We start from the raw sequence: 16156 nt of genomic DNA on the forward strand, positions 1-16156 counted from the left end.
ACTTGTCTTTTATGGGGATATTTAACTAGCTAATACTTTAAGAATATGTAACCATTCATCGCTGAAGATATGTTTTTCTTTTACAGCGGTATCGAGGGGAATGTAATTCATCTGGTCGTTTACAATACCCACCATTACGTTGTGGCGGCCATGTAACAGGCTTTCCACTGCATAATAGCCCATACGGCTGGCGATTAAACGGTCGAAACAGCTGGGGGCGCCGCCGCGCTGGATATGACCGAGAATGCTTACACGGATATCGGCATTGGGCATTCTTTCTTTCAGAATTTTACCCACTTCATTGCCGCCGCCGAACTTATCGCCTTCTGCTACCACAATCAGGTTCACCAGTTTTTTACGGCGTTCCTTTTCGGTGAGCGAGGCCACCAGTTCATCAATATCGGTTTGTGCTTCGGGTACAAATACTTTTTCTGCACCGGTGGCAATACCACTGTGCAGTGCAATATAGCCCGCATCGCGGCCCATTACTTCTACCACAAACAGGCGGTCATGGGCATCTGCCGTATCGCGTATTTTATCGATGGCGTTTACAGCAGTGTTAACTGCGGTATCAAAGCCAATGGTGTAATCAGTGCCTGCAATATCTTTATCAATGGTACCGGGAATACCGATACAGGGAATGTCGAATTCGTTGCTGAAACGCTGTGCGCCGTTAAAGCTGCCGTCGCCGCCAATTACCACCAAACCGTCAATACCTCTTTTGGCCAGGTTGTTATAGGCTTTTAAACGGCCTTCGGGGGTGAAAAACTCTTTACAACGTGCGGTTTTAAGGATGGTGCCGCCGCGCTGAATAATATTTGCCACGGATTTGGAATCCATATGGTAAATATCGTCTTCAATCATACCGGTATAACCACGCACAACGCCATACACTTCCAGTCCATTATAAATTGCGGTTCTGACAACGGCTCTTACAGCAGCATTCATTCCCGGAGCATCGCCACCTGAGGTTAATACTCCGATCTTTGTAACTTTTTTCGACATTTTGCAACAATCAAATTATTCTATTAAAGAATTTCACGGTCAGCAGGTAAATTATTTAATAAACTTTCGCAATCGTTTTCGAAGTTTCAAAAATACGTATTTGCCTGCAACTAACATTTAACAAGGCATAATTCATTTTTTACACAGGATCACGAAGTAAAAAACACGTATATGGAAAACTGTAATTATCGTTTTACGGAAAACATTGCTGCCTGTACGCGCCCGCAAGGTAAGCAGGATAATCGGGAATGCGTATTTTAATATCGTTAAGATATAGTGCCTGCGCCTGCTAAAACAACAACAGCGGGCTAATTTTACCCGCTGCAAATGTTGGCAGTGATTTTTATTTTCCAGGAACTGCACCAGAAACTATAACAAAACAAATAATTGTTAGTTTCTGCAATAAACAGCTACAGGTAACGTTGCTCCAGTATATTTTTATGATGCAGCAAATGACCAAACAAAATAAACGCAACCGCGTTGGCACTGATAGGCGTGTGGTTGTTCACGGTACCGGTTTGCTGCAGGCTTTCAGGGGTTAATGAAGCCAGCATGGCATCTGTGCTTTGGCGCAGCAGGTTCAACTCTTCTTTCAGCGAAGCCATACTGCGTTTGCCTACACTTACTGCTGCTGCGGCGGCATAATCGTTTTCTTCAAAACCGGGCAGCGGTGTTTTATCGGCACGTGCAATGCGCAATACCCTGTATGAAAAAATGCGTTCGGAATCAATAATGTGCTGCAGCATTTCCTTTATGGTCCATTTACCGGAGGCGTAAGCGTAATCTGCCTTGCTTTCGGGTAATGCATTGTAAAATTCAAAAATAGCGGCTGAGTGGTTACGCATTAACTCAGTAACAGATTCGCCGGTAGCAAGGGATATATAACCGGCATGATAAGGCGCGTGCTCAGTAGTAGCAGGTCTTGGCATAGTTGTTAATTGAGTTTGTTGTTGCGCAGCATTACCGGTTTGGGCGCAGCCGGTACAGGAGCAGGTGTTTTCTTCCTGTCTTCAGGTGCCAGCTTCGATGCTATTTCCAGCGCACGGTAAGCATTTACAAAACCGCCGGTTTGGCAAAGCTCGGTTAATGATACCTTGTCCTTTGTGCCTGGTTTCACAATTTTGATGGTGCTGTCGCAACCGAAGGCTGATTGCTGTATGGCATATTTTACCTGCGTGGCAGACAGCTCGGGAAAATACTCGCGGATCATTGCTGCAATGCCTGTAACAACAGGTGCTGCCATACTGGTACCTCTTAAAAAGCCATAAGAACTTTTGCCCGGCAGGGTAGAATAAATTTTTACACCCGGCGCAAATATGTCAACATTGTTGTGACCGTAATTGCTGAAATCGGCAATAATTCCACCGTCTCCAATCTGCGGATCGCTGCTGGCGCCAACGGTGATAAAATTATTCGCGTGGTTGTGGAAGGTCTGCAAATCAGGGTTGGGAAAATTGTCTTTCTGATCCACGTCTTCCGATTCATTGCCTGCTGCATGTACAATCAGTACGTCTTTGTTTTCTGCATAGCGAATGGCTTCATCTACCCATTGTTTCTCGGGCGACAGGGCTTTGCCAAAACTCATGTTGATGACTTTCGCTCCGTTGTCAACCGCGTATTTAATAGCAAGGGCTACATCTTTATCGTATTCATCGCCATCGGGAATGGCGCGTATCATCATTATTTTCACATTATCGGCCACACCGTCAATACCGGTATTGTTGTTGCGTTCGGCAGCAATAATACCGCTTACATGCGTGCCATGCAAGGGATTGGGACCCATTACATCGTTGTTGCCGTAAAACTGGTCGCTGATGTCGTAGTAATTGTCTTTCACTACCTGCTCACGGTAATCTGGCGGCGCCACATCACGCGCTTCCATGGATTCTTTTTTACCGGAAACATATTCGTCGAGGTCGCTGAGTATGGCGGTGTTTTTTTCATCGCCTTCCAGTGTCATCAGCTTGCAGCAGGTGAGGTAACCCAGTTTGGCCTGTTTGCCAGCCTGTGTGGCAGGCTGAAACTTTTCCAGTTCCTGCAGGGTATATTCTTCAACACCCATTTCTTCGCGCAATACTTTATCGTGTTTCTTCAGCGCCTTCATGGTTACTTCCACAAACATCAGCTCTACCTGTTCATCAGTGCTTACGTTCATTTCCTTCGCAGCCTTTTTCCAGATATCGTACGCATAGCGGTCGCCCGGGGTAAGACTGTCTTCTACAATTGCCTTACCTGCAAACTTGCTTTTGAAGCGATGGTATACGCGTGTTTTTTCGTCGCTGGTTTTTTTGAGGTTGCGACCGTTTTTGTTGCCAAGGAAATTCCAGCCGTATACATCATCGATGTAACCATTGTGGTCGTCGTCGATACCGTTGCCGGGTATCTCGCGTGTATTGTGCCAGAGAATATTTTTGAGGTCTTCGTGTGCAGTGTCAACACCTGAATCAATCACCGCAACAATCAGCGGGGTGCTTTTGCGGCCTTGCATAAACTGGTAAGCTTCATCGATGCTTACGCCGTAGAAACCATCTTTTTTCAGATCCCTGAGATGCCAGCCTTTTAAACTGGATTGTGCAAACAATCCGTTACAGCAGGCGATCAATAGTATGAATAGGATATTGCGTTTTCTCCTGTGCATTGGCTGACGGTAATTTTTACAAAATTGCGACGGACTGCTAATTTAAGGAGTTAACGCGGAAAGATTTAAGGAAATCTTAGGGGGATGTTGCAGCAGGTTCAATTGCCGGATGGTTGTTGAACCATTGAACAATTGAACCATTGCACCTGTGCTGTAATTATAAATCGAATTTAATACCCTGTGCCAGTGGCAGTTGCGTGCTCCAGTTGATGGTATTGGTTTGCCTGCGCATGTAAGCTTTCCAGGCATCGGAGCCGCTTTCCCTGCCGCCGCCGGTTTCTTTTTCTCCGCCAAAAGCGCCGCCTATTTCGGCCCCGCTGGTGCCGATGTTAACATTTGCGATGCCGCAATCGCTGCCGGTATGGGCCAGGAACTGCTCTGCCTCGCGCAGGTGCATGGTCATAATGGCGGATGATAATCCCTGCGGAACACCATTCTGAAGGGCAATGGCTTCGTTGAGATCGCTGTATTTAATGAGGTATAAAACAGGCGCAAAGGTTTCGTGCTGCACAATGGCCATATCGTTGGTAACCGCTGCAATACAGGGTTTTACATAACAGCCGCTTTCAAATCCGGCGCCTTCCAGCACACCACCTTCTACCAGGAAGGTGCCGCCCTGCTGTTTGCACTGCTCAATCGCCTGCAAATAGTTGGCTACCGCATCTTTATCAATCACCGGACCTACATGGTTGTGCTGATCCAGCGGGTTGCCTATTTTCAGCTGTTTGTACGCATTCACCAATTTCTGTACAAAGCTGTCGTATACCGATTCATGGATAATGAGCCTGCGGGTGCTGGTGCAACGCTGCCCGGCAGTACCTACTGCACCAAACACGGCGCCTACAAGCGACATGTCGAGGTCTGCATGCTGTGAAATGATGATGGCATTGTTGCCACCCAATTCCAGGATGGATTTGCCCAAACGTGCTGCCACAGCTGCACCTACCTGGCGGCCCATGCGTGTGCTGCCGGTAGCAGAGATCAGCGCAATGCGCGTATCTGCTGCCAGCCATTCGCCGGTTTCGCGGCCACCCTGTACCAGGCTGCAAACGCCTTCGGGTATATTGTTCGCTTTTAATACTTTGCTGATGATGTTTTGCACTGCAACGGCGCAAAGCGGTGTTTTTTCACTGGGTTTCCAGATGCAGACGTTGCCGCAGATCCAGCCCAGCATGCTGTTCCAGCTCCATACGGCAACCGGGAAGTTAAACGCAGAAATAATACCTACAATGCCCAATGGATGCCATTGCTCGTACATGCGGTGCATGGGGCGTTCGCTGTGCATGGTTAAGCCGTACAACTGGCGGGAGAGGCCCACTGCAAAATCGCAGATATCAATCATTTCCTGCACTTCGCCGTATCCTTCCTGCAGGCTTTTGCCCATTTCATAACTCACCAGCTGTCCCAGCGCTTCTTTGTTTTCCCGCAGGGCCTCACCCATCTGGCGCACTATTTCGCCGCGTTTGGGGGCAGGTACCATGCGCCATTCGGCAAATGCAGCGGTAGCTGTGGCAATTACCTGTTCGTATGCTTCGCGGCTGCAGGTGGTTACCCGGGCCAGCAATTTCCCGTCAACCGGTGAGTACGAATCTATTACTGCACCGTTGGTATTTATCCAGTTTAAACCGGTAGATACGCCCTGGTTCAGGGCCTGTATGTTCAGTTTTGCAAGTATATCGTTCATGGATGCAATTTAAGGGAAAGGCATCGAGAATCGAGAATCGACAGTCGAGACTATCTGAGCGGGTCTTTTCGTGAGGCGTGAATCGTCAGTCGTGAGTGATTTGAGCGAGTACCAATTTCGAGAATCGACAATCGACAGTCGGGATGATCTGTCCGAAGGATTCCTTTGTACAGCGAGTATATACCTGTTGCCGGTGGGGACACCGGCAACGGCAAAGTTAGCAGTGTTTTTTACTCACCACTGACCACTCACCACTCACCAGTATTCAGCTGTCCATCTTCTTCTGCAATATGTCCTGTACCTGCTTCTGGTAGGTGTAACTGATGGGGATGGTTTTGTCAGCAATGCGGATAGAGTTTTTGTTCCAGCCGTCAACTTTTTCTACGGGAACAATATAGGAGCGGTGCACACGCACAAATTTGGACACCGGCAGCTTTTCTGCAACGGCTTTCATGCTCATGTGTACCAGTATAGGTTTGGGACTAATATAAATTTTGATATAATCATCCAGCGCTTCTATCAGGTCGATGTCTTTGAAGTAAATTTTATTCCACTGGTAATTGTGTTTTACAAACAGGTAGCCTTCATTGATCTCCTTGTTCTGGCGGTAATCGATGAGTTCCCTTGCCTTGGTTACTGCCTTTACAAAACGTTCGTAATCGAATGGCTTAACCAGGTAGTCTACCGCATCGAGGTTAAAGCCTTCTGCCGCATACTGGCCAAAGGCCGTGGTGAAAATAACCAACGGTTTGTTTTCGAGACTGCTGAACAGTTCCAGCCCGTTGATATCGGGCATCTGTATGTCGAGAAACAGCAGGTCAATATCATTGTGTTGCAGGTATTCCCTGGCCTTTACGGCATCGGTAAAAGTGGCAACAATATCGAGCTCACCTGTTTTACGGGCATAACCCTGTACCAGTTGCAACGCGAGCGGTTCATCATCAATGGCTACACATTTCATACATTCATATTTAGGCGAAGCAGCACATTGTACTGCCTGGTGTTTGATTCAATGGATAACGTATGTTTACCGGGGTACAGCAGCTCCAGCCTGCGGCGGGTGTTGACAATACCGGTTCCGGTGCTTTCGTGCTTGAGTGATACAGGCACAATATCGTTTACGCAGGTGAAAATAAGCTCATGCTGCTGTACAGCAATAAAAATGCTGATATGCGAAGGGTGGTGGGTGCTGATGCCGTATTTAAACGCATTCTCGATGAAAGGAATAAACAGCAGCGGCGAAATAAGGGTGTTTTCGAGTTCCCCCTCTGTAGTGAAATCAATACGCACCATATCGGTAAGGCGTATCTTCTGCAGGTCTATGTAACTGCGTATAAATTCAATTTCATCAGCCAGCGGCACTTCATCGTTTTTCGATTCTTCCAGGGTGTAACGCATAATGCGCGACAGCTTCATTACTGCGTCGGATGTTTTTTCACTGTTGGTAATGCTGAGCGAATAAATGCTGTTCAGCGTGTTGAACAGGAAGTGCGGGTTTACCTGCGATTTCAGTAACGAGAGTTCGGTTTGTAATTGCTGTTTGGTTATTTCCTGCCGTGTTTCTTCTGCATAAAACCACTGGGCAATAACCTTCGAGCTGCTGCTGATGATAAACGTAAGCAGGAACAGGGTTAAAGGACCGGGGCCAAAGAAACGCGGCTTGAATTTAAAGTTGGGGTTCTTTTGCAGCTGCGACAGTAACCATGCCTTGGTTTCAGGAGAATCTACAAAAATAAAAAACATTACACCCAGGTACAACAACAGGTAGGCAATCACTGCTGCAATGTATACCAGTGTTTGCTTGCGGGCAAGCAGCCTGGGAATAAGCCACCAGCGGTTTAAATAATAAAAGGTAATGAGGATGATATTGGATGAAATCAGCATCCATATAAAACGCTGGCTTTCAAAAGGCGATATTTTGGAATTGGATGGAAACAGGAATGCAAAAGGCAGCATAAAAAATATGGCCCATGCTGCGATGTTCAGAATTATTTGAGCGGCTAAGCTTTTTTGTTTCAATACCAATGTAATTGAGTTCAGCGATGAAAGTTATAAATAATTTAAGGTTTGAGTAAACCACCAGGGATGTTTTCTTTTTCAGAAAAACATCCCTGTTGTACCGCAATGAGGTCGACCCTGTAACCCTGCTGCAAATGGTTGACCACCGAATAAAAATTCAGCCCGTCATTGCGGGGTGGTTATAAGTTGATACCAGGTTTGGTAGGCTGTTTCAGCAAACTTAAAAACAATGCCGGATGCAGGAATTGCTTTTTAGATAATAGGAGGTATTTTATCGGTGGGAGCAGATTTCTGCCCGCGAAGCCTGTTGGCGCCTGCATTTGGGCCTGGCTATGTTATAGAAAAGCAAAGGGCCGCATACCTGCGGCCCTTTGCTTTTGTTATAGCTAACTAAATCGTTACTGCACGTTGGCTTTTACCCAAAACACCACGTCTTTGTGAATTTTTGCAAGATTCTCGTTATAAGCCCCGCCCTGGTAATTGCTGCCAAATGCCGGGTTACGGCGTCCGCGGCCACGGCCGCCAAAGCCTTCATCTGTGCCGGTAAAGCTTTGTTCAGATTTGTCATCGCCCTGCTTTTTGGCAAAGCCATGAATGCGGGCGCCCACATACAAGGATATTGGCGTACCGGTAAGCCGGAAGTTTTCACCCAATATTTCTTTCAATGGTACTGCTGCTTCATATACCAGGTTGTTGTTGCCATCTTCGGCCAGTGCTACTGATGGCCCGTGCTCGTTTTTCTTGAGGTGAAGGCCATCATGAAAATACAGCAGGCCATGGGTTTGCATCATCATGGCTTTTTGTATCATGGCTTTTTTGGGGCTGGTGTTGGCATTGGCTGCTGCCGGTGCAGGCACCGGGATGTCCATGTTCTGATCTGCCACCGGGAAACCGATCACCACCTGTTCTTTCTTTTTTGAAGCAGTGTCGAGATACAGGTCTAACCCGTTGCGCAGTATTTTGTATTGCGTAGCCTGGTTCATCACATGTATGGCGATGTAGAGATTGGCAGTATCGGCCTGCAGTGTGGTGGTAATGCCAGTGCTGTGGTCAGTAAGGGCAGCAGGCACATTCCATTCGCTGATATCGCCGTCTACCGTAACAGGGGTAGTAGTGCGGGTAACAGATACAGGCGGCTGTTCTGCAATAACGTCTTCAAATTTTTTCTCCGAATCGTCAGATCCTGTGCTTTTTTTGCTGCTTCCGCAGGAAGCGGCCAGTAAGGCGATAATACATACAGCGGTAACGCGGTTGCGCATGGTGGTTGTTTCTGCAAAGAAAACAATGCTGCGGCTACCAATGCGGTAGAAAATGTTAAAAACGGGGAGCGGTGTGTAAACGCCGCCGGCCGGCCGCATCAGCAATGTTGTGCCGGTTATTGCTGTAATGCATTGCTGATGCGGCTTTTAGGGAGCTATCTGCTAGTAGGATTCTTTATCGCTGGGGAAATCTTTCGATTTTACATCATGTATATACTGCTGCACGGCTGTGTTAATATTCTCTGCCAGGTTTAAATACTGGCGCAGGAAACGGGGTTTAAACTCTGTGTTAATACCCAGCATATCGTGCATTACCAGTACCTGTCCATCGCAGTAGGGGCCTGCACCAATACCAATGGTGGGTATGCTGAGGCTTTCGCTTACTTCTTTGGCCAGCGCTGCGGGTATTTTTTCGAGCACTACGCCAAAACAGCCTGCTTCCTGTAATAACAGCGCATCTTTTTTCAGCTTCTCGGCTTCTGCTTCTTCTTTTGCGCGCACGTTGTACGTGCCGAATTTATAAATGCTTTGCGGTGTTAAACCGAGGTGCCCCATTACAGGTATGCCTGCAGAAACAATCTTTTTTACACCGTCTGCAATTTCTTCGCCGCCTTCCAGTTTAAGGGCATGTGCACCGGTCTCTTTCATAATACGAACTGCTGAAGCCAGCGCTATTTCTGAGTTTGACTGGTACGAACCAAAGGGAAGATCTACCACTACCAATGCCCGGTGGCTGCCCCTGATGACCGATTGTGCATGATAAATCATCTGGTCGAGTGTAATGGGCAGCGTGGTTTCATGGCCGGCCATTACATTGCTGGCGCTGTCACCAACAAGCAACACATCTATACCGGCATTATCAAACAAACGGGCAAAGGAAAAGTCGTAAGCCGTTAGCATGGAGATTTTCTCTCCGGCAACTTTCATCTTCTGAAGGGTATTGGTCGTTATTTTTTTGACCTCTTTGTTTACTGACATCTGAAATAATTGAGTATGCTAGGAAATGAAACAATACAATCGACTGAATATGGCCCTTCTTTAGAATAAAACATACCCAGATGCAGGGCTGCAAGGTAGGAAAAAATGAAATAAAGCGCAAGCCTCCGCGCAAGGTCAAGGCTGCCGGTGAATAATGAATAGTCACGTTTGAAGTTTAACGTTGGAGAGGGAAATGAGGTTCAAATAGTTCAATTGTTCAATGTTCTCCGGAGATGTCCCTTGAACAATTTTTGCCTTAGGCCCTTCGCCCGGAAAGATGCCAGCAGTATCAAATAGTTAACCGCATACTTATTGCAGCGGTAACAAACCGGCAAGCTCTAAAAGGCTAAGCGCTAAAAGCTATCCGCTTGCAGCTGTTCTCTAGCTTTTGTGCAGCTCTTCGTATAAAATTTGAATGAGGCCGTCTGCGAGGCCTATTTTGGGTACGTAAATTTCATCGATGCCGGCCCAGCGCATTACGTTGATGTAAATCTGCAGGGCAGGTACAATTACATCGGCGCGGTCTTCACGCAGGCGGTATAGTTGTATGCGTTGCTCCAGTGATACACTGGAGAGTTCTTTGAAATAGTCTTTCAGCAGGTCGAGTGTGAGCGGTTTGCCTTCTTTCTTTTTGCTGAGCGAGAATATTTTGTTGATGTTGCCACCCGACCCGATGGCGATCAGTGGCAGGCGGCTCTTGGTATTGGCTTTAATGCGATCGCGCATGTACGTCCAGTGGTCTTCTTCCACCTGGTTTTTGAGTATGCGGATGGTACCTATATTGAATGATTCCTTGTAACGCAGCTTGCCTTCTGCAAAATAGGTAACTTCTGTACTGCCGCCGCCTACATCAATGTAAATGTAGGAATGGGCCTTGTCGAGGTTTTCTGCAATATGGTTCTCGTAAATAAATGAGGCTTCATCATCACCGCTGATGATTTTTATTTCGATGCCTGTTTCGAGTTTTATTTTACGGATAATATCGTTGCTGTTGCTGGCATCGCGCATGGCGCTGGTTGCGCAGGCTTTTACATGTTCTACCCCGTACACATTCATTAAATGACTGTAGGCCTTCATGGTTTGCAGCATCATGCCTACCCTTGGTTTGGTAATTTCTCCTTTGTCAAACACATCAAAACCCAGGCGCAGGGGTACGCGCACCAGGTTCAGTTTATTAAACTGGGCATTGCCGAAATAATCTGTGGTCACTTCTACAATCAACAACCTGGCGGCATTACTTCCTATGTCAATCGCTGCTAATTTCACCTGTTTTCAAAGTTTTATGGTACAGATACTGGTATGTTTCAATTTGCGAACGTACCTTTTTTTGATCGGATGAAGGTACATAGTTATTCGCCAATTCTTCATCCAGCAACCTGGCCTTTACATTATCACTTAGCTGAATGTGGATAATATCCAGTAACTCCTGCTGCAGCACAGGGTCGTTCACCGGCACCGCAGCTTCAACACGGTGGTCGAGGTTGCGCACCATCCAGTCGGCCGATGACAGGTATATTCTGGGTTTGCCATTGTTGTGGAAAATGAGTACGCGCGCATGTTCCAGGTACTCATCCACAATGCTGATGGCGTGCATGTGATGCTTCAGCTTTTTGGTGTCTATGTGCGGACAAAAAATACCACGCACTACCATTTGTATATCCACACCTGCGGCAGCTGCTTCGTACAGCTGGAAAATGAGTGTGGCATCGCTCAGGGCGTTCAGCTTAAGTATAATGCGTGCGGGTTTTCCTGCGCGTGCATTTTTTATTTCACGGTCAATCAGTACACTCAGCTCCTTGCGCATGTTCACCGGGCAAACCATGAGTGTTTTGCATCCACGCAGCTGATGCAGGTTTAGTTTGGGATTGGTGAGGTAGTTGAATATGCGGTTGATATCGGCCATTACACTACGGTTGCTGGTAAGCAGGCAATGATCGGCATATACACGGGATGTTTTTTCGTTGAGGTTGCCGGTGCTTACAAAGCCATATTGCAGGATGCGGTTATTGGCCAGTTTTTTCTTGATCACACAGGCTTTCGCGTGTATTTTCATATTGGGCACACCCAGCAGCACTTTTACGCCTTCTTCTTCCAGCACTTCTTTCCATTCCAGGTTGGCTTCCTCATCAAAACGCGCGCGCAGCTCGAGCATTACCACCACGGCCTTGCCATTGCGCACGGCATTGATGAGGGCGTTGATGATTTTTGAATTGCTGGCCAGCCGGTAGGCGGTAATTTTAATGCTTACCACCTGCGGGTCCATCGCCGCTTCGCGCAGCAGGTCGATGATGCCGTTGAACGAATGGTAGGGGAAATGCAGCAATACATCCTGCTGCAGTATAACATCGGTTACACGCATGCTTTGTACCAGTGCCGGGTGCGGAAACGGTGCAAGACGCTGGCTCTTGCTGTTGAATACATCCGGGAAGTCCATAAAATGCCTGAAATTATGGATGCGCCCGCCGGGTATAATATTGTCTTTGCGTGAAAGATTTAGTCTCCTGATCAGGTATTCAAGCAGGCCGGCATCCATGTCTTTGTCGTAGGCAAAACGAACGGGTTTGCCTTTACGGCGGCTTTTCAGTCCTTTTTCTATTTTCTGCACCAGCGAAGTGGCAATATCGTTGTCGATATCGATTTCTGCATCCTTGGTTACCTTAAACACGTGTGCGTCGAAATAATCGTAGCCGAAATAAGAGAAGATATACGGCAGGTTATAACGGATTACATCTTCAAGCAGGATGATTCTTTTTTCATCACCCTGGTTGGGCAGTTTTACAAAGCGGCCAACAGCTTTGCTGGGCACTTCAATCAATGCATATTTCTGGTCGTAGGCAGATTCTTTTTTGCGCATTACCACACCGAGGTACAGGCTTTTATCGCGCAGGTAGGGCAGCTGCGGCAGGCTTTCTATCAGCAGCGGGATAATACTGGCACGCACTTCTTCATCAAAGAATTTCTTTACAAACAGCTGTTCAGGGCCGGTAAGTTCTTTCTCGCTCACCAGGTAAATCTGTTCTTTGGCAAGCTCTACAATAATATTATCCCAAATACGGTTAAACTCATTTTGTTGTTGCAGCACAATCATCTGTATCTGGTCGAGAATAGCCTGCGGGTTTTCTTCGAGGTGCATGTTTTTCTTGGTGCCCAGTTCAATCATGCGTTTTAAAGTGGCCACACGCACCCTGAAAAATTCATCGAGGTTATTGGAGTGAATACCCAGGAAGCGTATTCTTTCGCGCAATGGCACGCTTATGTCATTGGCTTCCTGCAAAACCCTGCCGTTAAAACTCAGCCAGCTGATATCCCTTGCTATTAAATTCTTCTTACTCATAAGTGCTTTATAACGTTGCTAAAATAACAAAGCCCCCTGTGATGCAATGTTAACTTTGAATAACCTGCAATGAATCAATTGGTTCACCAGGGTTGCTAACACCAGGGCCTTGTATTGCATGCATGCAGCATGTGCACTCAAAAGATAATACTTTGTGCGTTTATTTCAATACAGTGGTAACATAACAGGAGATACGCCGTTAGTGTTCGCGTATTTTTTGAATGAGTGCGGTGGTAGAAAATCCCTGCAGTATGGGGTTAATTACTACGCGGCCGCCATTGGCCAGTATTTCTTTTGAACCGGCAATTTGCTCAACGGTGTAATCACCGCCTTTTACCAGCACATCGGGCAGCAGTGTGGCTATTAAGTCGCGGGGTGTGTCTTCTTCAAAAATAATCACGGCATCTACTACCTGCAGCGATGCCAGCAGCAGGGAACGGCTGTGTTCATTGTTTACAGGCCGGTCAGGGCCTTTCAGCTTTTTAATGCTGCTGTCTGCATTTACGGCCACAATAAGGTAATCGGCTTCTGCAGCTGCCTGTGACAATGAAAAAATATGGCCTTCGTGTAAAATATCGAAGCAGCCATTGGTAAAAGCTACGGTTTTACCCAGCACACGCCAGCCTGCAACAAGATTTTTGAGTGTATCAAGTGTTACAATTTTATGCGGTATGTATGCTGTGTTTTTCATGCACCGGCCTTTTAAGATAGTTGAGTAAGCAATATGCTGCGAGGCCAAATATAATGGTAAAAATAAATTGCGCAAGCCACAGTATCCACCCGGTTGCCAAACCAATGTTGTCATCAAGACCATAAAGGCCCAGTGTTTTTTGTATGGCAATGGGGTAGGCACCCAGTCCGCCCGGCGATACAATAATGCCGAAGGTGCCGAATACGAGCATGGCGATGCTGGTACTGATGTTGAGGTGCGAAGTTTCTTCCAGTGCAAAGCAACCCAGCCAGGTTGCCAGCACATAACAGGTCCAGATAAGGAGGGTGTTGAGCAGGAATTTAGGTTTGTTATCTACCCTCTTAATACTCTGCAAACCTTCTGCAAGGCCATGGCCAATGTTGGCGATAAACCGGCCCAGTTTATTGGTTTTTGCTTTTTTCACCAGCCAGTAACACAGCAGGGCAAACAATACCAAACCGCCCAGTATCAGCCAGCGCGCCGGACCGCCTGCGTTCAGGCCATGCCGCAGGCTATGGTAAATTTCGGCTGAGTAAGATTCGATATAATCGTATTCCATGATAAACGTACCCAGGCTAATCAGCAGCAGGCATACAATATCAAATGCCCTTTCTGCCACCATGGTGCCGATAATTTTTTCGGGCGGAATTTTATTGGCCCTTGCCACCGTAGTGCAGCGTACAATTTCGCCGGCGCGGGGTATTACCTGGTTGGCGATATAACCAATAAGCAGGCCGCACACCAGGTCAACCACAGCAGGCTGGTAACCGAGGGGAGTAATGAGCTGTTTCCAGCGCAGTGCCCTGAACCAGTGACTGGCCAGCAGCACGGCAAACACCGGTACCAGCAGCCAGAAACGTGCGCGCAGCAATGCTTCTTTAATATCTGTAAGGTCTTTGCCAGACAAATTATGCAGCGACCACCAGATAAGAATGGCTGCAATGCCAAAACCGATCAGGTACTTAAGAATATTGGTTACGAATTTTTTCATGCTGCGCAGGGGATAGACCAGCAATTTAAAGAATTAGTTGATTGGTTGAATGGCCTGTAACGGAGAAGACGATAAGTTAACAAAGCGAACACAGCCGCGCCGGGATTGAAATACAATCGCCGGCAAGTTGCCGGCGATCTTTATAAGTTAACCACAATGTGTAATGAATTCACTGTTATTTATTACAGCTTGTTACCCTCTTTCGGAAATACGATCCAGGGTTTGTGCTGTTTGGCTGCTTCAAACTCCATAGTGGCGTACGAAATGATAATGATCACATCGCCTGCTGCACCGCGGCGTGCTGCGGGGCCGTTTAAACACACAGTGCCGCTGCCTCTTTTACCCTTGATAAGATAGGTTTCTATGCGTTCGCCGTTGTTTACATTAACCACCTGTATTTTCTCGTTCTCGATCATATTGGCAGCGTCCATCAGATCTTCATCGAGTGTAAGGCTGCCTACATAGTTGAGGTTGGCCTCTGTAATCACCGCGCGGTGAACCTTTGATTTAAGTACTTCTATTAACATGGCGGCGCAAAGTTAGCAGATTTGTTGATAGGTTGCTAGTATGAATACAAGCTTCAGGTGTATAAATACAGCCTGCACCGTATAAGGGAAAATGTTAAACTTATTGTAATAATAAGTTGTCGATCAGCCGAACCGGGCCAATAAAAGCGGCGGCCAGTGCTACCAGCGGCAGGTGTTTGTCTGCGTCGGTAGCAGGCAGCAGGGTTTCGGCCTGGCAAATGGAAACATAGTCTACTTTTTCAAAACCATGCTGCAGCAAATACCCCTGTGCCTGCTGCTCTAACCGGGCAATGGGTTGTTGCTGAATAGCGGTTTTAATGCCAGACAGGGCTTCGTAAATGGCAGTGGCATGGCTGCGTTCGCCGTTAGACAGGCGCATATTGCGGCTGCTCATGGCCAGTCCGCTGTTTTCGCGGATGGTAGGAACGGCATGCACCATAGTGGGTAGCTGAAACTGCCTGATCATGGCTTTGATTACCATAATCTGCTGGTAATCTTTCTGGCCAAGGTATAAGTTATTGGGTTGTACAATATTAAGCAGGTGGTGCACAACCTGGCAAACACCCTGGAAATGCCCGGGACGGTGCGCGCCTTCGAGAATGGTTTCCAGGTAATCGAGGTTGTAATGCACTTTCGGTGTTGTACCATCGGGATACATTTCTGTTACAGAGGGCAGAAAAAGTACGTCGTTACCGGCTTTTTCCAGTGCCGCAATATCGTTTTCAATGGTAACCGGGTACTTTTCAAAGTCTTTGGGGTCGTTGAACTGCGTGGGATTTACGAAAATGCTGCAAACCGTGAGGTCATTTTCCTGCCTGGAGCGTTCAATAAGCGACAGGTGGCCATTGTGAAGGGCACCCATGGTGGGTACAAAACCAATGGATTTACCCGCTGCGCGGAGGGGTTGCAGTGCTGGCTGCAATGCTTTAATTTCTTTGTACAAGATCATTTTAAACCGTTTAAAGCCGGGCAAAAGGTTCTGTATGATGTATTTCCAACAGTTTCCGTACCTTTGCCCACTAAATTTTTA

General features: G+C 47.1%; 14 protein-coding genes. All 14 read right to left on the reverse strand.

The genetic code is table 11. The features are described 5' to 3' along the window. Positions 1-21 precede the first annotated feature (21 nt). Positions 22-1005, reverse strand: coding sequence for a 6-phosphofructokinase (gene pfkA / locus DXN05_RS13335; protein WP_116847763.1), 984 nt, complete (start codon positions 1003-1005; stop codon positions 22-24). 410 nt (positions 1006-1415) lie between these two features. Further along, positions 1416-1934 carry a DinB family protein gene (locus DXN05_RS13340; protein WP_116847764.1) on the reverse strand — a complete coding sequence of 173 codons (519 nt, stop codon included), beginning with the start codon at positions 1932-1934 and terminating at the stop codon, positions 1416-1418. 5 nt (positions 1935-1939) lie between these two features. Next, positions 1940-3643 (reverse strand): S8 family peptidase, encoded by a 1704-nt coding sequence (locus DXN05_RS13345; RefSeq protein WP_116847765.1) that lies wholly within the window; start codon positions 3641-3643, stop codon positions 1940-1942. Between the two features lie 157 nt (positions 3644-3800). Further along, a complete protein-coding gene (gene amaB / locus DXN05_RS13350; RefSeq protein ID WP_116847766.1) occupies positions 3801-5327 on the reverse strand; it encodes an L-piperidine-6-carboxylate dehydrogenase in 1527 nt (508 codons plus the stop codon). A 265-nt stretch (positions 5328-5592) separates the two neighbouring features. Then, positions 5593-6288 carry a LytR/AlgR family response regulator transcription factor gene (locus DXN05_RS13355; protein ID WP_116847767.1) on the reverse strand — a complete coding sequence of 232 codons (696 nt, stop codon included), beginning with the start codon at positions 6286-6288 and terminating at the stop codon, positions 5593-5595. Next, positions 6285-7283, reverse strand: a complete 999-nt coding sequence (locus DXN05_RS13360) for a sensor histidine kinase (protein WP_147313916.1) — start codon at positions 7281-7283, stop codon at positions 6285-6287. The genes DXN05_RS13355 and DXN05_RS13360 overlap by 4 nt, the downstream gene beginning before the upstream one ends. Positions 7284-7744: 461 nt before the next feature. Then, entirely contained in the window at positions 7745-8605 is an 861-nt protein-coding gene (locus tag DXN05_RS13365; RefSeq protein WP_147313917.1) for a hypothetical protein, read from the reverse strand. 162 nt (positions 8606-8767) lie between these two features. After that, positions 8768-9583 carry a 3-methyl-2-oxobutanoate hydroxymethyltransferase gene (gene panB, locus DXN05_RS13370; RefSeq protein WP_116847770.1) on the reverse strand — a complete coding sequence of 272 codons (816 nt, stop codon included), beginning with the start codon at positions 9581-9583 and terminating at the stop codon, positions 8768-8770. 381 nt (positions 9584-9964) lie between these two features. Then, positions 9965-10849 (reverse strand): Ppx/GppA phosphatase family protein, encoded by an 885-nt coding sequence (locus DXN05_RS13375; RefSeq protein ID WP_116847771.1) that lies wholly within the window; start codon positions 10847-10849, stop codon positions 9965-9967. After that, positions 10830-12917, reverse strand: a complete 2088-nt coding sequence (gene ppk1, locus DXN05_RS13380; protein WP_116847772.1) for a polyphosphate kinase 1 — start codon at positions 12915-12917, stop codon at positions 10830-10832. Before ppk1 ends, DXN05_RS13375 begins: the two co-directional genes overlap by 20 nt. Before the next feature lie 199 nt (positions 12918-13116). Further along, positions 13117-13608 carry a D-glycero-beta-D-manno-heptose 1-phosphate adenylyltransferase gene (gene rfaE2 / locus DXN05_RS13385; protein WP_116847773.1) on the reverse strand — a complete coding sequence of 164 codons (492 nt, stop codon included), beginning with the start codon at positions 13606-13608 and terminating at the stop codon, positions 13117-13119. Then, a complete protein-coding gene (locus DXN05_RS13390; protein WP_147313918.1) occupies positions 13580-14599 on the reverse strand; it encodes a lysylphosphatidylglycerol synthase transmembrane domain-containing protein in 1020 nt (339 codons plus the stop codon). Before DXN05_RS13390 ends, rfaE2 begins: the two co-directional genes overlap by 29 nt. A gap of 182 nt (positions 14600-14781) precedes the next feature. Further along, positions 14782-15126 carry an aspartate 1-decarboxylase gene (panD, locus tag DXN05_RS13395; protein ID WP_116847775.1) on the reverse strand — a complete coding sequence of 115 codons (345 nt, stop codon included), beginning with the start codon at positions 15124-15126 and terminating at the stop codon, positions 14782-14784. A 100-nt stretch (positions 15127-15226) separates the two neighbouring features. After that, positions 15227-16075, reverse strand: a complete 849-nt coding sequence (gene panC / locus DXN05_RS13400; RefSeq protein WP_116847776.1) for a pantoate--beta-alanine ligase — start codon at positions 16073-16075, stop codon at positions 15227-15229. Positions 16076-16156 lie beyond the last annotated feature (81 nt).

It is taken from the genome of Deminuibacter soli (assembly GCF_003412455.1).
Lineage (GTDB): Bacteria > Bacteroidota > Bacteroidia > Chitinophagales > Chitinophagaceae > Deminuibacter > Deminuibacter soli.